The sequence below is a fragment of the Nocardia sp. NPDC050406 genome, from assembly GCF_044459025.1.
Taxonomy (GTDB): domain Bacteria; phylum Actinomycetota; class Actinomycetes; order Mycobacteriales; family Mycobacteriaceae; genus Nocardia.
This window is the reverse complement of record NZ_JBITIM010000001.1, coordinates 2,026,509-2,050,503: the sequence shown is the minus strand read 5'-3', so window position 1 is coordinate 2,050,503 and position 23,995 is coordinate 2,026,509. Positions and strand designations below refer to the sequence as shown.

At 67.8% G+C, this 23,995-nt stretch carries 18 protein-coding genes; 12 read left to right on the top strand and 6 right to left on the bottom strand.

What is annotated here, in order from left to right; all coding sequences use genetic code 11:
• Positions 1 to 12 precede the first annotated feature (12 nt).
• Together ACIBH2_RS09765 and ACIBH2_RS09760 are read right to left on the bottom strand one after the other, a co-directional pair.
• Positions 13 to 1,140: an acyl-CoA dehydrogenase family protein gene (locus tag ACIBH2_RS09765; RefSeq protein ID WP_397115322.1), complete on the bottom strand. Its 1,128-nt coding sequence runs from the start codon at positions 1,138 to 1,140 to the stop codon at positions 13 to 15.
• A 2-nt stretch (positions 1,141 to 1,142) separates the two neighbouring features.
• Positions 1,143 to 2,375, bottom strand: a complete 1,233-nt coding sequence (locus ACIBH2_RS09760) for an acyl-CoA dehydrogenase family protein (RefSeq protein ID WP_397115320.1) — start codon at positions 2,373 to 2,375, stop codon at positions 1,143 to 1,145.
• A 160-nt stretch (positions 2,376 to 2,535) separates the two neighbouring features.
• Here ACIBH2_RS09760 and ACIBH2_RS09755 point away from each other — a divergent pair, with 160 nt between their 5' ends.
• On the top strand, positions 2,536 to 2,958 hold the full coding sequence (locus ACIBH2_RS09755; RefSeq protein WP_397115318.1) for a DUF1707 domain-containing protein: 423 nt from the start codon (positions 2,536 to 2,538) through the stop codon (positions 2,956 to 2,958).
• A gap of 1,214 nt (positions 2,959 to 4,172) precedes the next feature.
• Here the strand turns inward: ACIBH2_RS09755 and ACIBH2_RS09750 are convergent.
• Positions 4,173 to 5,672, bottom strand: a complete 1,500-nt coding sequence (locus tag ACIBH2_RS09750; protein WP_397115316.1) for a DUF222 domain-containing protein — start codon at positions 5,670 to 5,672, stop codon at positions 4,173 to 4,175.
• Between the two features lie 214 nt (positions 5,673 to 5,886).
• Here ACIBH2_RS09750 and smc point away from each other — a divergent pair, with 214 nt between their 5' ends.
• Positions 5,887 to 9,495 carry a chromosome segregation protein SMC gene (smc, locus tag ACIBH2_RS09745; RefSeq protein WP_397115314.1) on the top strand — a complete coding sequence of 1,203 codons (3,609 nt, stop codon included), beginning with the start codon at positions 5,887 to 5,889 and terminating at the stop codon, positions 9,493 to 9,495.
• 39 nt (positions 9,496 to 9,534) lie between these two features.
• Here smc and ACIBH2_RS09740 read toward each other — a convergent pair whose 3' ends face one another.
• Positions 9,535 to 10,431, bottom strand: a complete 897-nt coding sequence (locus tag ACIBH2_RS09740; RefSeq protein WP_397115312.1) for an NmrA family NAD(P)-binding protein — start codon at positions 10,429 to 10,431, stop codon at positions 9,535 to 9,537.
• Between the two features lie 112 nt (positions 10,432 to 10,543).
• Here ACIBH2_RS09740 and ACIBH2_RS09735 point away from each other — a divergent pair, with 112 nt between their 5' ends.
• From ACIBH2_RS09735 to ACIBH2_RS09720, 4 genes are all read left to right on the top strand, one after another.
• On the top strand, positions 10,544 to 11,329 hold the full coding sequence (locus ACIBH2_RS09735) for a TetR/AcrR family transcriptional regulator (protein WP_397115310.1): 786 nt from the start codon (positions 10,544 to 10,546) through the stop codon (positions 11,327 to 11,329).
• Between the two features lie 149 nt (positions 11,330 to 11,478).
• Positions 11,479 to 12,141 carry an HAD family acid phosphatase gene (locus tag ACIBH2_RS09730; protein WP_397115308.1) on the top strand — a complete coding sequence of 221 codons (663 nt, stop codon included), beginning with the start codon at positions 11,479 to 11,481 and terminating at the stop codon, positions 12,139 to 12,141.
• Between the two features lie 59 nt (positions 12,142 to 12,200).
• Positions 12,201 to 13,547: a hypothetical protein gene (locus ACIBH2_RS09725; protein WP_397115306.1), complete on the top strand. Its 1,347-nt coding sequence runs from the start codon at positions 12,201 to 12,203 to the stop codon at positions 13,545 to 13,547.
• 130 nt (positions 13,548 to 13,677) lie between these two features.
• Complete coding sequence (locus tag ACIBH2_RS09720) at positions 13,678 to 14,094, top strand: hypothetical protein (RefSeq protein WP_397115304.1); 417 nt, start codon at positions 13,678 to 13,680, stop codon at positions 14,092 to 14,094.
• Between the two features lie 231 nt (positions 14,095 to 14,325).
• On the opposite strand, the gene ACIBH2_RS09715 is transcribed toward ACIBH2_RS09720, so the two are convergent.
• Positions 14,326 to 14,814 carry a pyridoxamine 5'-phosphate oxidase family protein gene (locus tag ACIBH2_RS09715; protein WP_397115302.1) on the bottom strand — a complete coding sequence of 163 codons (489 nt, stop codon included), beginning with the start codon at positions 14,812 to 14,814 and terminating at the stop codon, positions 14,326 to 14,328.
• A gap of 106 nt (positions 14,815 to 14,920) precedes the next feature.
• Positions 14,921 to 15,310, bottom strand: coding sequence for a DUF2237 family protein (locus tag ACIBH2_RS09710; protein ID WP_397115300.1), 390 nt, complete (start codon positions 15,308 to 15,310; stop codon positions 14,921 to 14,923).
• 234 nt (positions 15,311 to 15,544) lie between these two features.
• Between ACIBH2_RS09710 and ftsY the strand changes: the two genes are divergently transcribed.
• The 6 genes from ftsY to ffh all read left to right on the top strand — a co-directional run bounded on the left by ftsY (position 15,545) and on the right by ffh (position 23,926).
• A complete protein-coding gene (ftsY, locus tag ACIBH2_RS09705) occupies positions 15,545 to 17,329 on the top strand; it encodes a signal recognition particle-docking protein FtsY (protein ID WP_397115298.1) in 1,785 nt (594 codons plus the stop codon).
• Between the two features lie 266 nt (positions 17,330 to 17,595).
• Positions 17,596 to 18,900: an ammonium transporter gene (locus tag ACIBH2_RS09700; RefSeq protein WP_397116942.1), complete on the top strand. Its 1,305-nt coding sequence runs from the start codon at positions 17,596 to 17,598 to the stop codon at positions 18,898 to 18,900.
• 3 nt (positions 18,901 to 18,903) lie between these two features.
• Positions 18,904 to 19,242: a P-II family nitrogen regulator gene (locus tag ACIBH2_RS09695; protein WP_397115296.1), complete on the top strand. Its 339-nt coding sequence runs from the start codon at positions 18,904 to 18,906 to the stop codon at positions 19,240 to 19,242.
• Positions 19,243 to 19,359: 117 nt separating this feature from the next.
• Complete coding sequence (locus ACIBH2_RS09690; protein ID WP_397115294.1) at positions 19,360 to 21,825, top strand: [protein-PII] uridylyltransferase; 2,466 nt, start codon at positions 19,360 to 19,362, stop codon at positions 21,823 to 21,825.
• A gap of 196 nt (positions 21,826 to 22,021) precedes the next feature.
• Positions 22,022 to 22,291: a hypothetical protein gene (locus ACIBH2_RS09685; RefSeq protein ID WP_397115292.1), complete on the top strand. Its 270-nt coding sequence runs from the start codon at positions 22,022 to 22,024 to the stop codon at positions 22,289 to 22,291.
• Between the two features lie 66 nt (positions 22,292 to 22,357).
• Positions 22,358 to 23,926 (top strand): signal recognition particle protein, encoded by a 1,569-nt coding sequence (ffh, locus tag ACIBH2_RS09680; RefSeq protein ID WP_397115290.1) that lies wholly within the window; start codon positions 22,358 to 22,360, stop codon positions 23,924 to 23,926.
• Positions 23,927 to 23,995: the final 69 nt, after the last annotated feature.

Genomic DNA, 23,995 nt, shown 5'->3' with positions numbered 1-23,995 from the left:
CGCGACCTGGTGCTACGGCCGGGTGAGGGCCGCGTATCGGGCGGTGTGGAAGTCGGTGCTGCCGTACTCGTTCTGCACCGCGGTGAGCCGCTTGAAGAAGTGGCCGATGGCCAGCTCCTCGGTCATGCCCATCGCGCCGTGCAGTTGCACGCCCTCCTGACCGATGCGACGCGCGGCGCGGCCGATGGTGGCCTTGGCGGCGGCCACCGCCTTGGCGCGTTCGGTCGGCTCGGCGTCGAGTTTGAGGGTGACCAGGTACGTCGCGGCGACGGCCTGCTCGAGTTCGAGCAGCATATCCACCATGCGGTGTTGCAGCGCTTGGAAACTCGCGATGGGAACGCCGAACTGCTGGCGCTGCTTGGTGTATTCGACGGTGTCGCCGAGCACCTTGCGCATCGCGCCGACGGCCTCGGCGCAGACGGCGGCGATGGCCTCGTCGACGGTCGCGGTCACCGCGTCGGCGGCATTGTCGAGCAGCAGCGCGTCGGCGGGCAGGCGCAGACCGGCGAAGGTCAGGTCGGCGGCGGGGCGCTCGTCGATGGTGCGGTAGGTGTGCGCGGTGAGTCCGGCGGGCGGGTTGTTCACTTCGAAAGGCACTGTGAACAGCGCGATCTCACCGGATTCCAGGCGCGCGGTGACCAGGAGGTCGGTGGCGATGGGCGCGGTGGTCACCACGATCTTGGTGCCGTCGAGGACCCAGTCGTCGCCGTCGCGGCGCGCGGTGGTGTCGACGCGGGTGAAGTCGTATCCGGCCTGCGGCTCCAGGGCGGCGAACGCGGTGACCACCTCACCGGCCGCGATACCCGACAGCAGTTCCTCGGCGCGCTTGCCGCCCGCACGCTGGAGCAGGCCGCCGCCCACGACCACGGTGTCGATATAGGGCTCGACCACCAGTGCGCCGCCGAGGGCCTCGGCGATGATCATCGTCTCGACCGCGCCGCCGCCGATGCCGCCCACCGATTCCGGCAGGCTCGCACCGAGAATGCCGACCTCCTCGGCCAGCTTGCGCCAGATCTCCGGCTGCCAGCCCGCGCCGACACGCGCTGCGGCGCGGCTGCTTTCGAGGTGGTAGCGCGCCGCGAGGAACTCCGTGACCGTGTCGCGGAGCATCTCCTGCTCAGGGGTGAAAGTGAAGTCCATGTCTACAGTCCCAGGGTGGCTTTCGCGATGATGTTGCGCTGAATCTCGTTGCTACCGGCGTAAATCGAGCCCGCGCGGTCGTTGAAGTACCGCAGTGGGGCGACGGCCTGCCATTCTTCGCCGGTGACGAAACCGTCTGCGGGCGGGGTGAAGTCGGCGATCGGACCACCGGGCATGGTGGCGTGCGGCTGATAGGCGCGGCCGCGCGGACCGGCGGCCTCCAGTGCCAGCTCGGTGAGAATCTGGCTCAGCTCGGTACCCAGGATCTTGATGGTGGACGCGGCGGGGCCGGGATCCTTGCCGCTGGAAACCAGTGCGAGAGTGCGGTATTCGAGGATCTCGAGCACGTCGGCGCGGATGCGGGCGTCGGCCAGCTTGGCGGCGAAGGCCGGGTCGTCGAGCAGCGCCCCGCCGTTCGGGCCCACCTGTCGCGCGGCGGCCTGTGCGAGCTCCTCGGCCATCACCTGCAGGGCCGGGGCGGCCGCGCCGCCACCGCGCTCGAAGTTCAGCAGGTACTTGGCGACGGTCCAGCCGTCGTCGATCTTGCCCAGCACATTGGCCTTGGGCACCCGCACCTGGTCGAAGAAGACCTGGTTCTGCACCTGCTCGCCGGAGGTCATGACCAGCGGGCGAATCTCGATACCCGGCGAGCGCATATCGATGAGCACGAAGGTGATGCCCTGCTGCTTCTTGGCCTGCTTGGAGGTGCGCACCAGCGCGAAGATCCAGTTGGCCTCGGTGGCGTGGGTGGTCCAGATCTTGGAGCCGGTGACCACGAGGTCGTCGCCGTCGTCCACGGCGGCCATGGAGAGCGAGGCCAGGTCGCTGCCCGCCTCGGGCTCCGAATAGCCCTGGCAGAAGAACACCTCGCCGGTGAGAATGCCGGGCAGGAAGTAGTTCTTCTGCTCCTCGGTGCCGAACGCCATGATCGCGTGCGACACCATGCGGATGCCCATGGGGGAGAGGTTCGGCGCGCCCGCGAGGGTGCACTCCCGGCCGAAGATGTAGTGCTGCGTGAGGCTCCACTTGCAGCCGCCGTACTTCACCGGCCATGCCGGAGCGGCCCACCCACGCTCGTGCAGGATGTGCTGCCACTCCATGCTGGCTTCGTGATCGGGGTAGACGCTCGTCGCCAGTTGCCCGGCGCGGCGAAGATCAGGCGTTAACTTTTCGTCGAGGAAACGGCGTACCTCGTCGCGAAAAGCCAGATCGTCGGGCGACCAGTCGAGATCCACGATGACTCCTTGTGCGAGAACTGGCCCTAACCATCTCACCGTATCGCCCCTGCTGGCAAATGTGCTGGCACCCGCCATCACTTGAGGGTGTTGACATTCCACAGTGGAGGTTTACCATTGACCTTACGTTCCACAATGGAATATCCCGAGAGGATCGATCATGGACATCGCGACCGGCACCCGCGCCTCCGACGCCGAGCGCGCCCACGTCGTCGAACAGCTCAGCCGCCACCTGGCCGAAGGCCGCCTCGACCTGGCCGAATACGACGAGCGAACCGCACAGGTCTACGCCACCCCTACCCGCGAAGCCCTGGCGGTCGTGCTCTCGGACCTCCCGAAGCTGTCGAAATCCACCGCCCCGACGAAGCCTTCGCGCTTCCCGATCTGGCAGCGCATCGAAGGCAGCGCCTGGTTCGGCGTCGGCCTGCTCTGCCTCGGCATCTGGGCCGCGATCTCCCTCGCCGCAGGCGAGTTCACCTACTTCTGGCCCTTCTGGGTAATCGTCCCCTGGGGCGCGGTCCTCGCGTTCCGCGCGCTCACGGGCTGGGAATCCACCACACCCAAACACATTCGAACCATGTAGGAGCCCGCCATGTCGGGATACGCAGCCCTCCTGACCGTCCACATCGCAGTCGGAACAGCAGGCCTACTCCTGGGCCCGATCCTCTTCTGGGCGGATTGGCACCGATGGCCCCGGGCTCACGAACTCGGCATGGTGTACCTCGCGTTGGTTGCGGCGGTAGGCATTTCGGCAGTCGGCCTGGTACTGACCCGCCGCACGGACCTGTGGTGGCTCATCCCGGTCTCCGCCCTGACGCTGGGTCTGGGAATACTCGGCCGATACGCGGTAGGACGAAGCGGAATATGGACCCACGCCTACGTACACGGCCTAGGCGGCTCCTACATCGCCTTGATTACCGCAACCGTGGTCGTTAGTTTCGCGATCGACGGTCCGCTGCACGGTATCTCGCAATTAGTCGCATGGTTCGCACCGACCATAATCGGGCTCCCGCTCTTGGAACTATGGCGACAAGGCTTCCCAATGGCTCCTGCTTGGCCCGTAAAAGATTAAAACCATGAAGTGTGGTTGCGTCGCCTGCCTTTCCTGACTTTAGCTGACGCGACATTGGGTGCCGTAAGCCTGCGATCCCAGCCCGCGGACTGCACTAATGCTGTTTTAGAGATTTTTCACTGACGGATACACCGGGGGTTGTGGCGCGGCGGGGCCTCCGCCCGGGGTTGTCACCACGGGGGCTCGAGTGAGGTGAGTTCGCCTCCTGGCACAACTTCCGGGGGCACGGGTGTGCGGGCACGACCCCGCGCATATCGCATCGAACGCTGTAGCGGGACACCGTCTACCAGGACGCGGTGTGGCTGCGGCACGTGCTGGCTACCAATGCCGCCGGGGCACAAGCCCGTACGCTGCGATCCGCCGGTGAAGCTCGTCATCGCCGAGGACCGCCGCGTGTGGGATATCCCGGGGGTTGTGGCACGGCAGGACCCGCGTCCGGGGTTGCCACTACGGGTGGGCTGGAATGAGGTGCGTTTGCCTCCCGGCACAACTTCCGAGGGCACGGGTGTGCGGGCCGACCCCGCGCATACCGCATCGAACGCTGTAGCAGGAGACACCATCTATCAGGACCCGGAGCGGCTGCGGCACGTGCTGGCCGCCAATGCCGCCGGGGCGCAAGTCCGTATGCTGCCCGATCCGCCGGTGAAGCTCATCGCGGCCGAGGACCGCCACGCGTGGGATTGCCCCCGGGGGTTGTGGCGCGGCAGGACCTGCGTCCGGGGTTGTCACCACGGGGGTTCGGGTGAGGTGGGTCTTCCTGTGTCGGGCCGTGATTCGCGTCGGCGGCGTGCCTCGATGCGGACGTCGGCCTGATACAGGACCTCGTCGGGATGATGCACATGATTGACCTCGAGTAGACCGGTCGGGTCCACGTGGGCGGGGGCTCGCCAGCCGACTCTGCCGGGATGGCCCGAATTCGCGTCGAGGACTTCGGTTTCCCACCCCGACTGTGTGCCGGTGATCCGGGCGTGGCACTGATCGCAGGCCAGAGTCAGGTTCTCGATGTGAGTCAACCCGCCTTTGGCGAAGCCGAGAACGTGGTGCATCTGGCACATCGTCGCCGGAGCCGAACAGCCCGGACGCGTGCAGCCGCGATCGGTCGCGATCCGGGCGAGGCGCTGCCACTTGTTCGCCAGGCGCACACCGGGCGCGAGATGCAGAGGCTTGTTCTGCGTGTGGTCGAACACCATGAGTGTCGGAATCGAGCCTTCGGCCATTTCGAGCGCGGTCTTCATCGGCACCGTGCCGCCCGTGGCGGTGGTGGCGCAGCCCGACGCCTTCTCCACATCCTCGACAGTCATCGTCAGCACGACACTCACCGGGATACCACGGTGCTTGCCAAGCGTTTCCGGGCCGCCGTGCTTGAGGTAAGCCAACAGCGCGTCGTGATTGCGCTGCGCCTGACTGCGCGTGTCGCGCGCGGCAGCGGCCTCGACGAGACCGCGGTCGTCCCCATCGGGGTCAGCGACCATCGGGCTCTCGGGATCGTCCGGGTTGCACATCCCAGGGCGCGCCCACTTCGCCAACATGGTGTCGAGAAACGCCGTGGCCTCCGGGTTGAACAGACCCTTGAATTCGATCATCCCGTCGATGCGTTGCGTGCTGCGCACCAGCGACCGCATCCGCGCCCGATCACGGTCCGAGGCCAACTTCCCGTCGGGATCCAAGAAGGCGAGGATCCGCGCGCCGACCTTCTTCAACCCGTCGGGCGTGCACACGCGCGCGGACTCGACGAGGCGTTCTTCGGCCTCGGTCCGCGACTGCTGTTCGACGCTGGTTGGGATGCGGTCCATGACCGAGATGATCACGCGCACATGGTCGGGGGAGACTTCGCCTGCGGCCTGCGCAACCGCGGTCAACGGCAACGCGGGCGGCAGGTACCCGTTGGGGCTGAACCGGCGATCGTCGAGATGCTCGGCGGCGTTGGCGCGTGCGGCCGCGTCGCCCTTGGACAGGTTCAACGTCTCCACAAGGAAGCTGCGTACTCCGGCGGTGGGGCTGAATCCGTAGCGCTGGGCGAGTCCGCGGTCGGCGACGGCTTGCGCGAAGCGGTGTTGTACGACGGCGACTTTGCGGGCGAAGGCTTCGAATTCACGCATGTGATCAATGAATTCATCATCGGACAAAGTGGTGCATGAATTGTCGAGCAGGGAATCGAGAAGGACGTCGAGGTTCGCCAAAGTGGCGACCACGCCCCTCTCGTCGATTTCCCCACCCGAAGTCATGCATTGATTCTATCGCGAAATGCGTTGTGCCAGTGCAGGAATTATTTCTGATATAAGGATCTTCAAATTCTTCTGATCACCACAGCATAAATCTAACGCTGCCCAGAACGTCGCATTCATTCCAGACGAAACCCCCAAACCGCCCCACCTCAACTCAGACGCGTTCCCCGGCATACGCATGGCAACCCGCTTCAACCAGGTAACCTGGCCGACTGTGCACCTGAAGAGTCTGACGCTGAAGGGCTTCAAGTCCTTCGCGTCCGCGACGACCCTGCGGTTCGAACCCGGCATCACCTGCGTGGTCGGGCCCAACGGCTCCGGCAAATCCAACGTGGTCGACGCCCTCACCTGGGTTATGGGCGAGCAGGGGGCCAAGGCGCTTCGTGGCGGGAAGATGCAGGACGTCATCTTCGCTGGAACGACGGGGCGCGCCGCGCTGGGCCGCGCCGAGGTGACGCTCACCATCGACAACTCCGATGGCGCTCTGCCGATCGACTACGCGGAAGTCTCCATCACGCGCCGTATGTTCCGCGACGGCGCGGGTGAATACGAGATCAATGGCAATACCTGCCGCCTCATGGACGTGCAGGAACTGCTCAGCGACTCCGGTATCGGCCGCGAAATGCATGTCATCGTCGGTCAGGGGCAGCTGTCCGCGATCCTGGAATCGCGACCGGAAGATCGCCGCGCCTTCATCGAGGAGGCCGCCGGTGTGCTCAAGCATCGCCGCCGCAAGGAGAAGGCGGTGCGCAAACTCGATGCCATGCAGGCCAATCTGGCCCGGCTCACCGACCTCACCACCGAGTTGCGGCGGCAGCTGAAGCCGTTGGGGCGGCAGGCCGAGGTGGCTCGTCGCGCCGCCACCGTGCAGTCCGAATTGCGTGATTCGCGGTTGCGTCTGGCCGCCGACGACCTGGTGTCGCGGCGACGCGATCTCGAAGGTCAGCAGAGCAAAGAGGCCTTCGCGCGCGAGCAGCAGATCAATGTGCACGCCGAGCTCGACGCCGCCAATGCCGCACTCGCGCAGCAGGAATTCGAACTCTCCAAGCTCACCCCGGGAGCCGAGGCCGCCGCGCAGACCTGGTTTCAGCTCTCCGCGCTCACCGAGCGCGTCAACGCCACCATTCGCATCGCCCGCGACCGCGCTCGCAACCTCACCATCGAGCAGCCCACCGGCACCGGCCGCGATCCCGAACAGCTGGAACGCGAGGCCGACCGGGTGGAGGCCGAGGAGGCCGAGCTGATCGAAGCGGTCGAAATCGCCACCGAGACTCTCGAAGCCGCCCGCGACGCGCTGCACGAGCGCGAACAGGCCGCCAAGGCTGCCGAACAGGCGCACCTCGCGGCCGTGCGCGCCATCGCCGACCGTCGCGAGGGGCTCGTCCGGCTCTCCGGCCAGGTCGATTCGCTGCGCATTCGCGCCCAGTCCGCCGATGCCGAGATCGAGCGCATGTCCACCGCCATTGCCGAGGCCCGGCACCGTGGGGAGGCCGCCGATGCCGAATTCGAGTCCGTACAAGCCGAATTGAGTGAACTCGACGCGGGTGAGGAGGGGCTCGACGCGCAGTACGAGCATGCCGCGCAGGCCCTCGAACTCGCCGATCAGCGCGTCGCCGAACTGCGTGAACGCGATCGCGAGGCGGGGAAGCGGGTCGCTTCGCTGAGCGCGCGCATCGAGGCGCTCACCATGAATCTGGCCCGTCGTGACGGCGCGGCCTGGCTGTTGGAGCATCGCAGCGAAGGGCTGCTCGGCCCGCTCTCGGGACTCATTCGAGTGCAGGGCGGATTCGAGGCGGCCGTCGCCGCCGCACTCGGCCCGCTCGCCGATGCCGTCACCGCCGACACCGGGCCCTCCGCCCACTCGGCCGTGCGGGCACTGAAGGAAGCCGACGGCGGACGCGTAGCCATCGTCTACGGCAATGCGGCACAGGTGAATTCGCGTCCCGGCGGGGAGCTACCCGGTGGCGCGCGCTGGCTCGTGGACATCGTCGACTGCCCGGACCACATGCGCGGGGCCATCGCCGCCCTGACCGCCGGTATCGCCGTCGTCGACAGTCTCTCCGCCGCGACTGAACTCGTCGCGGCCCGCCCGGAACTGCGGGTCGTCACCCGCGACGGCGACCTCACCGGTACCGGCTGGGTGCTCGGCGGGTCCGACCGCGCCCCGAGCCAGCTCGAGGTGCAGGCCGAAATCGATTCCGCCAAGGACGAATTGGCGTCGTGGCAGCGGCAGGCCGAGGAGCTCGAGGCGGCGCTCGCCGGAGCGCTCGCCGAACAGGCCGACCGCAAGGAGGCCGTCGACCACGCGCTGCTCGCGCTGCACGAATCCGATCAGGCCCTGGTCGCCATCTACGACCGGCTCGGTCGCCTGGGCCATACCGCCCGTGCCGCGCAGAAGGATTGCGAACGCCTGCTCGCCCAGCGCGCCGATGCCGAAACCGGGCGCGACGAAGCCCAGGAGAAGCTGGCCGAACTCGAGGACCGGCTGCGCCGCGCCGAAAGCGAACAGTCCGATACGGGTACCGAATCCGAGGGCACCGACGCCGCCGCGCACCTGCGCGAGGAAGCCGCCGCCGCCCTCGCCGAGGCCCGCTCCATGGAGGTCGAGGCCCGCCTCGCCGTCCGCACCGCCGAGGAGCGCGCGGAATCGGTACGCGGTAAAGCGGATTCGCTGCGGCGCGCCGCCCGCGCCGAACGCGAGAACCGGGCCCGCGCCGAACGCGCCCAGGCCGCCCGTCGCCAGGCCGCCGCCGTGGCCGCCGTGGTCGCCGAGTCGGCCGAGCGCGTCGCCGCCGAACTGGAGAAGGTGGTGGCCCAGGCCTCCGCCCGCCGCGACGAATTGGTGCGCCGCCGTACCGAATGCGCCGCGCAGGTGGAGCAGACCAAGGAGCGCGCTCGCGCCCTCAACACGCAGCTCACCCAGCTCACCGATGCGGTGCACCGCGACGAGGTCGCCCGCGCCCAAGCGGCGCTGCGCATCGAACAACTCGAGACCACCATTTCCGAGCAGTTCGGCATCGCCCTCGACGATCTCATCGACGAGTACGGCCCGGACGTGCCCATGCCGCCGACGGCGCTGGAGATGATGGAGTACGAGCAGGCCAAGGAGCGCGGCGAGAACGTGAGCCCGCCGCAGCCCATGCCCTACGACCGCGCCACCCAGGAGCGCCGCGCCAAGCGCGCCGAGAAGGACCTCACCACCCTCGGCAAGGTGAATCCCCTTGCGCTGGAGGAGTTCGCGGCGCTCGAGGAGCGCTACAACTTCCTCGCCACCCAGCTCGAGGACGTCAAGAAGGCCCGCCAGGACCTCCTCGACGTGGTCGCCGAGGTCGACGCCCGCATACTCCAGGTCTTCACCGAGGCCTACGAGGATGTGGCGCGCGAATTCGTCGGCGTGTTCGGCAAGCTCTTCCCCGGCGGTGAGGGCCGCCTGCTGCTCACCGATCCCAGCGATATGCTCGCCACCGGCGTCGAGGTCGAGGCCCGCCCGCCGGGCAAGAAGGTCAAGCGCCTGTCGCTGCTCTCCGGTGGCGAGAAGTCCCTCACCGCGGTGGCTTTGCTCGTCGCCATCTTCCGCGCCCGTCCCTCACCCTTCTACGTCATGGACGAGGTCGAAGCGGCCCTCGACGACACCAACCTGCGCCGCCTCATCGGGCTGTTCGAACAGCTGCGCGAGAAGTCGCAGCTGATCGTCATCACCCACCAGAAGCCGACCATGGAGATCGCCGACGCCCTCTACGGCGTGAGCATGCGCGGAGACGGTATTACGCAGGTGATTTCGCAGCGGATGCGCGGGGAGAACCTGGTGGGAGCCGCCACGTGAGGGCGGCGGTTTCCGCCGGATAGCTGGTCTCGCCGGGCGCTACTGCTCCGCCGTGAGCAGCGCTTTGATCCGCGCCGCACCGGTTTCCGCCAACCAGGCGTCGAAAGTGCGCAGGCCCGGGTGGATTTCGCGGATCGCGTCGATATCGGCGTGCCAACCGATGCCCGAGCGGGACAGTCGCCATACGTTGGCGATCTCGGGACCCAGTGCGGCGGCATCGGATTCGTCGGCTTCCTGGTAGCGCAGTTCGATGCCGGTGGCGCGGGTGATGGTCTCGGCCGCCTCCGAGAACAGAATGCTGTCCCCGGCCAATTCCAGTGTGCGGCCGTGGAACCGGGCCGGATCCAGCAAGGCGAGCGCGGCGATCTCCGCGACATCGTCGACGGCGATCACCTGGACGGGACGGTCGCCGGGGAACAGGTGGCGGTGCACGCCGTTGGCGATGCCATCCACCACCGACTCGCGCAGCAGGTAGTTCTCCATGAAGCGCACCGGGCGCAGGATGGTCCAGCGCATACCGCTGGCCATCGCGGCCGCCTCGATACGACGCTTACCGCCTGTGCCCCAACTGCCTTCGACCTTGAACGAGGCGATGCTGGTGAAGACGAAGTGGTCGACTCCGGCCGCACTCGCCGCCGCGACGAGGCCCTCGCCGCGCTCGGCCTCGCGTTCGACATCCCAGCCGCCGGGGTTGTACGTGGCGGGAGGTACCGCGAAGACCGACCGCACACCCGCGACCGCCGCGGCCACGGAGTCGCGATCGTCGAAATCGCCGACCACGAGTTCGGCTCCGGCAGCGGCCAATTCGAGCGCCGCCGGGGCCTCGGGATCGCGCACCAGCGCGCGCACCGGCCGCCCCGCCGCGAGCAGTCGGCGGGCCGTGGCACCGCCCTGCTTGCCGGTCGCTCCGGTGACGAGAATGATTTCGTTCGACATGCGTCGCATCTCCTGGGAGTTCTTCGTTAAGATCCGGGTCGGGCAACCCGCATTCGGACGGTACGGGCGGCGGAACCCGGTTCGCCAGGCTCGGAAGGGATCGCGTAACGAAATGCAGGACGTACAACGCGCCGATCCGGCGGTCCGTGCCGATGCGCGGCGCAATCGAGAACTGATTCTGGCGGCCGCGCTGCGGGCGTTCTCCGAACGGGGAATGTCGGTGTCGCTGGCCGAGATCGCTCGGCGGGCGGGCGTCGGCGCGGGCACCGTACACCGCCATTTCCCCAGTAAGAACGACCTTCTCGCGGCGGTGCTGCGGCAGCGCATCGCGCGGCTGGCCGAGGCCGCTGCACATGCCCGGCGGCAGCCCGCCGTGGGCGCGGCCTTCTTCGACTTCTGCGTCGACGTGGTGACCACGACACCCGGGAACAAGGCGATGTGCGACGTGTTCGACACCGACGACGATTGGCCCAGTACCGCCCTCGTCGATGTCGGAGCCCGCTTTCAGCACGCGGTGGCCGATCTGCTGCTCGCCGCGCAACGTGACGGTGCGGTGCGGCCGGATCTGACCCTGCCCGATCTGCTGGACATCTTCTCCGGATGTGTTGCCATGCAGCGTGGTTCGAGGTCACGGCGCGGATTGTCGCGCCCGGTCGCCATGCTCTTGGACGCCATGCGCACCGAACGCCCGGCGATGGGCGTAACGAAACTCGCGGTGGCCAAGGGAGATCGGCGCGCGGGTGTGCGTAACGAAAGTGGCTACCGTAACGAAACGTCCCCGCGCTGCGCGGTGTGTGCGGAGCCTGTGCGGAATTCGGGTACCGGTCGTCCGGCTCGTTACTGCTCGGCCGCCTGTCGCCAGAAGGCGCATCGTGAGCGCACCCGCTCAGCGGGTTGATCACGCTGGCCGAGGCGAGGCGGCGCGGATGGCGTACTCGGTCCCGCTGCACCGAGCGTTACCCGGACAGTCCCACTGGGCGGGACACCAAGCGGGACAATGCGAAACGCCTGCGCTTCGGAGTGGTGGGACATTAACGTCCCCTGATCATGAAGCGCTCTATCGCAGGTATTGCCTTAGGAATCTCCGTCGCCCTGGCCGCCCCGCTGCCCGCCGCCCTCGCCGACACCGGATCGTCCTCGCTCTCCGGTGGTTCCGGATCCTCCTCGGGCTCGGGCGGTTCCGGCTCCTCGTCGCTCTCCGGGGGCGGCGGCGATCTGCCGCCGTACTCGCAGTGGATCGGCGAGGTACAGACCGTCGCCGCGCAGGCCCAGGACTATCTGGCCGGACGACTGCCCGGAGCCACTCGCCCGGCCATCGTCTTCGATATCGACAACACCGTGCTCGAGACGCAGTACAACCCGAGCATTATCACCCCCGCGATGGCACCCATGCTGGCGCTGGCCAAGTGGGCCAAGAATCAGGGCGCGGCAATCATTTTCGTGACCGGACGCCCCTCGCTCATGAACATCTACACCAATGTCAACCTGACCTCCGTCGGCTATCCCGTCGACGGCCTCTACGGCAGTCCGCTCACCACGCTCTCGGCTGGTTCGGCGGGATTGCAGGAGTACAAGACCAACGCGCGCATCGATATCGAAGGCGACGGCTACACGATCGTCGCCAATATCGGCAACAGCGCCTCGGATCTCGCGGGCGGACATGCGGAGAGGACCTTCAAACTGCCGGATTACGACGGCAAACTCTCCTGAACCTGGGGTTCGATGCCGCATCCTCGAGTCCGAGGGGGATGCGGCAGTAGGCTCACCTCGTGTTGTGGGTGTCGACGGCCGCCTTCGGGATCGCGTGGTGGCTGGGGTTGTATCTGCTGGCGCGAGACAGCCGAAAACCGGTGCTGCGTAGGGCGGGAAGCGGATTGCTGGTCTACGCCGTGGCGGTGGTCGGCGGTCAATTGCTCGGTGCCGACGATCGATTCGACGGCGTGCGGGCGGTGTTGGTGTGTCTGCCCGCCATCGCGTGGAGCGGCGTATTCGTCCGGTTGCTGCCGGAGGAGCCCGCGCGGCTGGTCGATCGGTGGTGGCGGTTCGGGCTGCTGCCCGTGTGTGCCTTGGTCGCGATCATCGCCGCCATGGGAATCGATACCGCCGGTTACGCGCTCGGCGCGCTCGCGGTGCTCGCGCTGGTGGGTTCGATGCTCGCCGTCGTCCGGCACCGGTCCGCGGTTCTCGCGGGCACGCGGAACCGGGCGACGGCGGGCCTGCTCGTGGTGGGCGCGTTGATGTTCGGGCTCAGCGCCAGCCTCATCCTGATCGGATTCGAGGTGGTGTCCTTCAGCGCCATGCTCTCCGCCGTCGCGGTCGACCTGGTGCTGCTCGGCGTCGGCATCGCCGTCCTCGACGCCTTCGAGGAGGGTGAGGCGCTGCGCGCGGATATGTCGCGCTCGCTCCTGGTCTCGGTCGGAACCGCCGTGGTGTTCGGCGGGCAGGCGGCCGTCGCCATCGTGCTGGTGGGGGAGCGCACCGGCTTGCAGGCGCTGCTGTTCGGCACCGTCGCCGCCGCCGTCGCGCTCCAGGTGCTCAACGCGCCGCTGCAATCGGCGGTGGACCGATTCGCCTTCGCCTCAGAACCCGCGCTGCGCGAGGCCCGCGACGAATTGCGCACCGCCGCGGAGGCGCTGCCGCGCAAGGACACCCACACCGGGCTGGCCGCGCTCGACGAGGACGAGTTCGCGCGCCTCACCCGTCGGGCGCTCAGCCACTACGCCGACCTCGGCAAACTGGTGTCGAGCCCGCTCATCGATCTGCCCGCAATCGACGCCCGGCTGCGCGGACGCGACAGTGTCGGCCCGTTGGACCGCGCCGCCGAACTCAAGACCCTGCTCACCGAGAGCATCGCGGCGCTGAAACCGCGCACCGGCGACGAATTCGGCACCAGCGAGGAGTGGCGGCACTACAACGCGGTGTACTTCTACTACGTCGTCGGTATCCGGCCCTACAGCGTGCGCACCAAACGCACCGATCTGGATCCGGTCTCGCGCAAGGCGCTCGCGTGGTTCGTCGATCAGGTACCCGAGCGGACGCTGCACAACTGGCAGAACTCGGCAGCGCGCATGATCGCCACGCAACTGCGATCCGGGTTCGGCAGTATGTCGAAATAATGCGCTGACCTGCGGTTGGCAGTAGTCGGCAGCTGTTGTGGTGGGTTCGGCAGTGGACGGCGGGTGACGGTGTTGGCAGCACCGGAACCCGAACGGGACACCGGGAAGCCGAACGGAAGGAACGATTCCCATGACCGCCACCACCGCCTCCAGCCTCCGCCGCACCATCGCCGGAATGTCCCCGGTTCGCCTGGCCTACGAATTCGACGGCATCGCGACACTGGTCTCCGGTCTCGCCCTGGCGTCGCTGGCCGCCGTGCTGGACTCGCCGCTGGGCCTGTCCGCCGCACTCCTGCTCGGCGAGGGCCTGTTCTTCATCGCCTACGCCATCGGCGTGCTTGTCATCGCCACCCGCCGCGAAATCCCTCGCGGCCCCGCGAAGGTCGTCATCGCCCTGAACGCCCTGTGGACCGTAGACAGCCTGGTCTTCCTGGCCGCGGGCTGGATCGAACCCACCGCCCTCGGTACCGGGGTAGTCCTGATGATCGCCGCCTTCACCGCCGTCATGGCCGCGGTGCAGGCCTACACACTGCGCGCCGACCGCTGACACCGGCGGCGACTCCCCAGGCGCTGCTGCCCGGAATCCCGGGCGGCAGCGCCATTCTCGTGTGCGCGCACCACTCGAACGGCTGAATACCGTCGCGTACGTCGTTATTACGGATAGGCGTGTCGCGCCCCGGTGAGCCCGCAGCGCCGCTGGAGCATGCGGCTTGGCGGTCTCATCTCTTGAAAAGTACCGACCGCCTTAGTGTTTCGGCGGCCTCCGCTGGTCTTCCGCTCAGGCGGGGTTGCCCAGGCGAACCACCGTGGGCGTGAAATTGCCTGCGGCCTTGGCGGCGTCGAGAACCTGGACGCGGTCGGGGTCCAGGCGTAGGACGGTGAAGTTCGGGTCCTCGGGGCCGGTCACGCCGAATGTGGTGAGGTCGTAGCCGAGTGGTGGCGGAGTGGTCGTAAACAGTTCCCAGACATGCTTTTTGGTGGCGGCGTCCGGTACCCACGAGGTGCTGGCCTCGCCCTGCACCACATTGTGCGCCGGACTCCAGTAGGAGAAGGCCACGACCGGATTGGCGGCCAAGTGGCGGGCTTTGATCGGGGAGGGGGCGGTGAAGATCCAACCGACCGGGCGACCGTCCACCATCTCCCAGATCGGGTGCAGAATGCGGGAACGCGGGCGGCCATCGGTATCGACCGTGGTGATGGTGCACCAGACGATATCGGTGGTGAAGCGGAAGAAGTCGGCCTCGATGGTCTCGAATGTCGCGGTCATGTCGATCCTCCCCAAGTGTCACAGCGAATAGGCGCATGATCGCACGGGGCACCGACAAGTATCCGGATTCGGCCCCGAACGGGACGAATCGCCTTGGCGCACTTGCCTACAGCAGATCGCTCACATCATCGGGGACGTCCACCGCGTACTTGCGCAGGGTGTCCATGGGGATTACCTCGAGGGCGTTCTCGTGGGTGGCGGCCAGGACCACCGGGGCGGCGACGCCGTCCTCGTGCGCGTGCAGCCAGCGCACCGCGACCACACACCAGCGGTCGCCGGGTTGCAGCCCGGGGAAGTTGTTCTCGGGACGCGGGGTGATCAGATCGTTGCCGATCGACTTCTGGTGTTCCAGGAACTCGGCGGTCACCACGGTGCACACCGTGTGGCTGCCGAGATCCTCGGGCCCGGTGCTACAGCAGCCGTCCCGATAGAAGCCGGTGAGAGGATCGGTGCCACACTCCTCCAGCGGTCCCCCAAGCACATTTCGATCGGTCACGTGGCCGATCCTATTGTCTTGGTGTCGGATTCGCCGCTGCTTCGCCTCCGTGGCACGTAGGCGACCAGACCGGTCGGTAGATGTCGATTTCTCGCCACCCCGCTCCGGCGTGTTGATCCCCCGCCCCGAAGACGGCTGTGCTATTGGCCACACCCGTCAGGCCCCTGAGCGGTGATGCGACTCGTGGGTAGGTAGGCAAACAGGTGATTGGGGGGTCTCTGACAGGATGGGGACGTGACTGCACAGGCTTGGATTCTGATCGCCGCAATCGCCGCGGTGCTGCTGGTGGCCTTCGTGGCCGGGTTCGTGCTGTACAAGCGGCGGCGCATTTCGCTGACTCCCGCTGAGGCCGAGAAGAAGGAACTGACGGACCGGTCGGGGGGATACACGGCATCCACTGGATTCAGTTTCAGTCAGGGCGGCAGCACTTCGACGCTGCCCAAACCCAGCCCGGAACCTGTGCGCCGCGCCCCGGCGAAGCCCCCGGTCACGCCGACCGAGCGCACCGACGACGAGGGCCAACCCCACATCGGTGACGACGCCGCGGTCCCACGCGACTCCGCCCGCCGCGGCATCACCGACATCCGCCTCCCCGAACCCGAGCAGGGACCGCAGGCCCCGACCGACTCCGCCGCGCTGGGCGACACCACGACCGAGCCCGCGCCGACCAAGCCCGCGCCGACCGAGACCGACACGAGCGCCACGACGGCCCCGACTGATTCCGCGCCCGCCGAAGCCGCGCCCGGAAAGTCCGCTGCGCCCGATAAATCCGTCTCCGGCGAGGCCGACGGCTCGGCTCCGGCTGCCACCTCCAGCGCAGCGCCCACGCGGCCCGCGCCCGAAAAGCCTGTCACGCCCGAGAAGTCCCCTTCGAGTGAGGCGGGTGGCTCGGCCTCGGCGGTCGCCCCGAGCCCTGCTCCGACCACTCCGCGCCCCGGCACGGCCCCGACGAAGCCCGCAACCGACGGTGCCCTCGCGCCCGAAAAGTCGGCTGCGCCCGGAACGTCGGCTTCCGCTCCGGCCGCCCCCGTCGAATCCCCGGCTCCCGCAGCCCCTTCGACCGCGCCCGAGATCTCGGCCCCCGATCTAGGCCAGATCGACCCCACCACCGGCCGCCTCACCCGCCTGCGCGGCCGCCTCTCCCGCTCCCAGAACGCCGTCGGCAAATCCCTGCTTGGCCTCCTCGGCGGCGGTGACCTGGACGAGGACTCCTGGGAGGAGATCGAGGACACGCTCGTGATGGCCGATCTCGGCACCGCGTCCACCACCGCGGTGGTGGAGCGGCTGCGTGAGGAGATGGCCGCGCGCACGGTGCGCACCGCCGACGACGCGCGTGCGGTGCTGCGGGACGTGCTCATCGAGGCCCTGCGCCCCGAACTCGACCGCTCGATTCGTGCCCTGCCGCACGACAATCGCCCCTCCGTGCTGCTCGTCGTGGGCGTGAACGGCACCGGCAAGACCACCACCACCGGCAAACTGGCCCGCGTGCTGGTGGCCGACGGCCGCCGCGTCCTGCTCGGCGCGGCCGACACCTTCCGCGCGGCCGCCGCCGACCAGCTCCAGACCTGGGGCGAGCGCGTCGGCGCGGAGACCGTGCGCGGCAAGGAGGGCGCCGACCCGGCCGCCGTCGCCTTCGACGCGGTGAGCGCCGGTATCGCCAACGGCGTGGACGCCGTCCTGGTCGACACCGCGGGCCGCCTGCACACCAAGACCGGCCTCATGGACGAACTCGGCAAGGTCAAGCGCGTCGTGGAGAAGAAGGCTCCGGTCGACGAGGTGTTGCTGGTGCTGGACTCCACCGTCGGTCAGAACGGCCTCACCCAGGCCCGCGTCTTCGCCGAAGTCGTCGATATCACCGGCGTCGTGCTCACCAAACTCGACGGCACCGCCAAGGGCGGCATCGTGTTCCAGGTGCAGCACGAATTGGGCGTGCCCGTGAAACTGGTTGGTTTGGGCGAAGGCGCGGATGATCTCGCTCCTTTCGAGCCCGGGGCCTTTGTCGACGCACTTCTCGGCTAAACCGGCGCTCACCGGCCGAAACAACGGGAAACAACATCATCCTCACAATGCGCCCGTAACACACGTGCGCATTGTGAAACGTGCTGGCAACAGTGCAATCTCATCCGTTCACCTAGGCGAAACGCCGCAGGATCACGGACGAAACACCAACAAAAGAACCTCATTGCAGGCTTCGTTCGCAGGTTTTCGACGGGGCCCGAGATGAGGAGGAAATCAAGGTGGCGTTTCCCGTACTCGGCGAACCGAACGCCGGAGATACCGCGTGGATGCTGACGAGCTCAGCACTCGTGCTGCTGATGACACCCGGACTCGCGTTCTTCTACGGCGGCATGGTCCGCGCGAAGAACGTGCTGAACATGATCATGATGAGCATCAGCGCCATGGGCGTGGTCGCCGTCCTGTGGTCGCTGTACGGCTTTTCCATGGCCTTCGGCGACGACAAGGGCAATCTGTTCGGTGACCCCGGCCAGTACTTCGGCCTGAAGGGCGTCTTCGGCGGCACCTACCTACCGAGTGCCGACGACGCGTCGGTGCAGGTGGAAGTGCCGCTGGCGGGCACCATTCCGCTCTCGGTGTTCGTCGCGTTCCAGGCCATGTTCGCGATCATCACGGTCGCCCTCATCTCGGGCGCGGTCGCCGACCGCCTCAAGTTCGGCTCCTGGCTGCTCTTCGCGGCCATCTGGTCCACCGTGGTCTACTTCCCGGTCTCGCACTGGGTCTTCGCCTTCGACGGCATCACCGGTGAGACCGGCGGTTGGATCGCCAACAAGCTCAAGGCCATCGACTTCGCCGGTGGCACCGCGGTGCACATCAACGCCGGTATCGCCGGTCTGGTGCTGGCCATCATCCTGGGCAAGCGCAAGGGCTGGCCGGGCACCCCGATGCGCCCGCACAACCTGCCGTTCGTCATGCTCGGCGCGGGCCTGCTGTGGTTCGGCTGGTTCGGCTTCAACGCCGGTTCGGCCGTGGGCTCCAACGGCATCGCCGGTGTCACCTTCCTCACCACGCTGATCGCCACCGCCGCCGCCATGCTGGCCTGGCTGCTGGTGGAGAAGGTCCGCGACGGCAAGCCCACCTCGCTGGGCGCGGCCTCGGGCGTGGTGGCCGGTCTGGTCGCCATCACCCCGGCCTGTTCCTCGGTGAACGTGGTCGGCGCGCTGGCCATCGGCGTGGTCTCGGGTGCGCTGTGCGCCCTGGCGGTCGGCCTGAAGTTCAAGTTCGGCTTCGACGACTCGCTCGACGTGGTCGGCGTGCACCTGGTCGGCGGTCTCGTCGGCACCATCATGGTCGGCTTCGTCGCCACCGCCGAGGCCCCGGCCGCGGTGGAGGGTCTGTTCTACGGCGGCGGTACGGATCAGCTGGTCAAGCAGACCCTGGGAGCCCTTGCGGTGCTTGCGTTCTCGGGTGTCATGACGGCCATCATCGCCCTCGCCATCAAGTTCACCATCGGCCTGCGCGCCGACGAGGAAGCAGAGTTCCAGGGCATGGACGAGTCGGAGCACGCGGAATCGGCATACGATTTCGCTGCTGTGGGTGGCACGGCACGTACCACCGCCGTCAAGGAGGCATGACGCATGAAACTGATCACCGCAATCGTCAAACCGTTCACCCTCGAGGACGTGAAAACCGGTCTCGAGCAGGCGGGAGTGCACGGCATGACCGTCAGCGAGGTGCAGGGTTACGGGCGGCAGAAGGGCCACACCGAGGTCTACCGCGGCGCGGAGTACTCCGTCGACTTCGTCCCGAAGGTCCGGGTCGAGGTGGTCGTGGACGACGCGTCCGTGGAGAAGGTCGTCGAGGTCATCGTCGAGGCGGCCCGCACCGGCAAGATCGGCGACGGCAAGGTGTGGGTGACCCCGGTCGAGGCGATTGTCCGGGTTCGCACCGGCGAACGTGGCTCCGACGCGATCTAGCGCGGTAGGGCTCTCGGGCACGAGATAGATCGAGCGCGGCCCCGCTCCCGTCGGCGCGAACCGGCGGGAACGGGGCCGCCCCCGTGTTGGCAGACGACTGGATGGGTGGTGTGAGTTGTGGGTTCCCAGCAATCGCGGAACGAGCAGATCGCGAACGGGGCATCGGACCTGGTCCGGGCTCGCGACCAGCTGCTGAGCGAAGCGACCAGAGGCTCCGGCAACTCCCGCCACCCGCGACTCGACGCCGAAGGGCTGCGCGCCGCCCTGGTCGATCTGTTCGAATTGTGGCTCACCACCAAGGGTTCCGAGGTCGGCATCACACCCGACAGCGGCCTGGCGGTGGTCGCCGTCGGCGGTCTGGGCCGCCGTGAGATGCTCCCGTACTCGGATCTGGACCTCGTCCTGCTCTACGACGACGTGGACCCCAAACGCGTCGCCGAGGTCGCCGACCAGCTCTGGTATCCGCTCTGGGACGCCCACATCAAGCTCGACCACAGCGTGCGCACCGTCCCGCAGGCGCTGCGGGTGGCCGCCGACGATCTCACGGCCGCCCTCGGCATGCTGGAGGCGCGGCACATCGTGGGCGACGAGGGCCTGAGCACGCTGCTCGTCACCGGCGTGCGGCGCGACTGGCGGGCCGGAATCCGCTCCCGCTTCGACGGCCTGATCCAGCAGGCCGAAGCCCGGTGGCGGCGCAGCGGCGAGATCGCGCACCGCGCCGAACCCGATCTCAAGAACGGGCGCGGCGGACTGCGCGATATCCAACTCCTCGACGCGCTGGCCATCGCCCAGCTGACCGATGCCATGCCGGGGCTCGGTCCGGATGTGCCGGGCGGCGGTCTGAAACAGGCGCATCGGCGTTTGCTGGATGTTCGCACGGAATTGCATCGGGTTGCCGGGCGCGCCCGCGACCAACTCCGCGCCCAGGACGCCGACGAGATCGGCGCGGCCCTGCGCATCGGCGACCGCTTCGACCTCGCCCGCACGCTCTCCGACGCCGCGCGCACGGTCAGCTATTCGGCGGAGGTCGGACTACGGACCGCTGGAAACTCCCTGCCCCGCCGGGGACTCGCCCGACTACGCCGCATGCCGGTGCGTCGACCACTCGATGAGGGGGTGGTCGAGCACGCCGGTGAGGTGGTGCTGGCACGGGACGCGCGTCCACAGCGCGATCCGGGGCTGATCCTGCGGGTCGCGGCGGCCTCGGCGCAGACCGGACTGCCCATGTCCGCCACCACGCTGAACCGGCTCTCCGAGGACGCGCCGGAGCTGCGGGAACCGTGGCCCAAGGACGCGCTCAACGATCTGCTGGTGCTGCTGGGCTCGGGCCGCAATGCCATCGACGCCATCGAGGCCCTGGATCGAACGGGCTTGTGGGGCAGGCTCTTTCCGGAGTGGGGCGTGGTGCGGGATCTGCCGCCGCGCGACGCCATCCACACCTGGACCGTGGACCGGCACCTGGTGGAGGCCGTGGTCCAGGCCAGCGCGCTGTCCACCCGCGTCGCCCGCCCGGACCTGCTGCTGCTCGGCGCGCTGCTGCACGATCTGGGCAAGGGCCGCCCCGAGGACCACAGTGTGGTCGGCGCGGAACTGGCCACGCAGATCGGCAAGCGCCTGGGGCTGTGGCCCTCGGATGTGCGCACCCTGGCCGCGATCGTGCGCCATCATCTGTTGCTGCCCGATACCGCCACCCGCCGCGACCTGGACAATCCCGACACCGTGCTGCTGGTCGTGAAGGCCCTCGACGGCGACGCGCAACTCCTGGAGCTGCTGCACGCGCTCGCCGAGGCGGATTCCCTGGCCACCGGCCCCGGCGTGTGGAGCGACTGGAAGGCCTCGCTCATCGCCGAGCTGGTGCGTCGCTGCAAGCTCTCCATGGCCGGAGACGAACTGCCCGAACCGGATCCGATTCCCGAGGAGCTCATCGCCAAGGCCGAGGGCGGCGGCGTGCATGTCGAGCTGCGGCCGGGGGAGGGCCGCTACCAACATGTGGTCACCATCGTGGCTCCCGACACGCCCGGCCTGCTCTCGGAGGCCGCCGGGGTGCTGGCGGTGCATTCCCTGCGGGTGCTCTCGGCCTCGCTGAACGGTGCCGGAAAATCCGCCATCGACACCTTCGTGGTCGCGCCGCGTTTCGGCGATCCGCCGGATCCGGGCCTGTTGCGCCAGGAATTGATCCGCGCCATCAACGGCGATTTGAATCTCGCCGATGTGCTCGCGCGCAAGGAACGCGAGGCGGGCGGAGCGCAGCGCAGTCCCTACGCGCAGGCGCGGCCGCGGGTCAAGTGGACCGAAACCGGGGAGCCGGGACGGGTGCTGCTGGAATTGCGCGCCGAAGACCGAATCGGTTTGCTGAGTCGTTTGGCGGGAGCGCTCGCGGGGGTCGGCGCGAATGTGTGTTGGGCGAAAGTCGTCACCATGGGCGCGGCCGTGGTGGACGCGTTCTGCCTGGACCTGGGCTCGACCGATACGCCGGAGCGCCGGGCGGAGATCGAAGCGGCGATTCTCGCGACGGTGCCGCCGCAACAACCGAAGAAATCTCCTGAATCGGACGAAGAAATCGAATCCGGCAGAGTTTTCTGACCGATCGCCAGGATGTGGGATTAACTGGCAAACCCCGCGTTTGCCAGTTAATCGGATCGTTGCGTGCAATTTGCTGGAATAGACATGGGTACCCCGGAAATACCCCTAATATCCCCTCAAAGAAAGCTATCGCGAGCATGAGGGGAGCAGGTCGGTGGCAATTGAAGTGGTATCCGCGTCAATGATGACGTCGGACATGACCCAGCATCACGCCCGCTGCGTCGGCGGTGATCGCTGGGTCGTTTCCTGGTTGCCCGGCCGCACCCTCTCCGGTCAACAGGCGGTGACAGCGATGACCATCGCCTCCACCGTCGCCGAGCACCCGCCCACCGAGGCCGAATGGGTGATTCTCGACGGTCTCGCCCTGGAACTCGGCCTCACCGCCCGCGAAGCGGTGGGTATGGTGGCCCAGGAGAGTCACGACCTGCGCCGCCCGGCCACGACCACGCGGCGCAACCTGGAATAACGCCTCTCGGCCGGTCCCACTACCCTGGTACCCGAGTGACGTCCCTCGAGATCAGGAGCGCGATCGGTGTTCGAATCCCTGTCCGACCGGTTGGCCGGTGCCCTCAAGGACCTTCGCGGCAAAGGGCGGCTGTCCCCGGCCGATATCGACGCGACGGCCCGGGAGATCCGCCTCGCCCTGCTCGAAGCCGACGTCGCGCTGCCCGTGGTGCGGTCGTTCATCGCGCGCATCAAGGAGCGCGCCAAGGGCGCGGAGGTCTCCGCCGCGCTGAATCCGGCGCAGCAGGTCGTCAAGATCGTCAACGAGGAGCTCGTCAATATCCTCGGTGGCGAGACCCGCCGGGTGCGCTTCGCCAAGAACCCGCCCACGGTCATCATGCTGGCCGGTCTCCAGGGTGCGGGTAAGACCACGCTCGCGGGCAAGCTGGCGAAATGGCTGAAGGGGCAAGGGCATCAGCCGCTGCTCGTGGCCTGCGACCTGCAGCGCCCGGGCGCGGTGACCCAGCTCCAGGTGGTCGGTGAGCGCGCCGGGGTGCCGGTGTTCGCGCCGCATCCGGGCACCTCCATCGGCGGCGGCGAGAACCCGCTCGGCGTCACCGCGGCCGATCCGATCAATGTGGCCCAGTCCGGTATCGCCGAGGCCCAGCAGAAGCAGTACGACGTGGTCATCGTCGACACCGCGGGCCGTCTCGGCATCGACGCCGAGCTCATGGCGCAGGCCGCCGGTATTCGCGATGCCGTGAACCCGGACGAGATCCTGTTCGTCCTCGACGCCATGATCGGCCAGGACGCGGTCTCCACCGCCCAGGCCTTCCAGGACGGCGTCGGCTTCACCGGTGTCGTGCTCACCAAGCTCGACGGTGACGCGCGCGGCGGCGCGGCGCTGTCGGTGCGTGAAATCACCGGCCAGCCCATTCTTTTCGCGTCCACCGGTGAGAAGCTCGAGGACTTCGACGTCTTCCACCCGGATCGCATGGCCAGCCGCATTCTCGGCATGGGTGATCTGCTCACCCTGATCGAGCAGGCCGAACAGGTCTACGACGCCAAGCAGGCCGAGGAGGCCGCGCGCAAGATCGGCTCCGGTGAGCTCACCCTCGAGGACTTCCTCGACCAGATGCTCGCCATTCGCAAGATGGGGCCGATCGGCAATCTGCTGGGCATGCTGCCCGGCGCGGGCCAGATGAAGGATGTGCTCGCCCAGGTCGACGACAAGCAGCTCGATCGGGTGCAGGCCATCATTCGCGGTATGACCCCGGCCGAGCGCGACAATCCCAAGATCATCAACGCATCTCGTCGACTGCGCATCGCCAATGGTTCCGGCGTGACGGTCTCCGAGGTCAACCAGCTGGTGGACCGGTTCTTCGAGGCCAAGAAGATGATGGGCATGATGAGCCGCCAGTTCGGTATGCCGGGGGCGCGCGGCGGCGGCAAGGGCAAGAAGGGGAAGAAGGGCAAGAAGGGCGGACGCGGCCCGACTCAGCCGAAGATGCGCGGTGGATTCCCGGGCATGCCCGGACTGCCGGGCGGTATGCCCGCCGGAATGCCGGATATCTCCAAGCTGCCCGAGGGCTTGAACGAATTGCCGCCCGGGCTGGAAGGTTTCGATCTGTCGAAGCTGAAGTTCCCCAAAAACTAGGGGCCCCAAAAAACTAGGACGGTGATTTCCGGCTCCCGACGTCTTGCGTCGGGAGCCGGAATCCTGTGT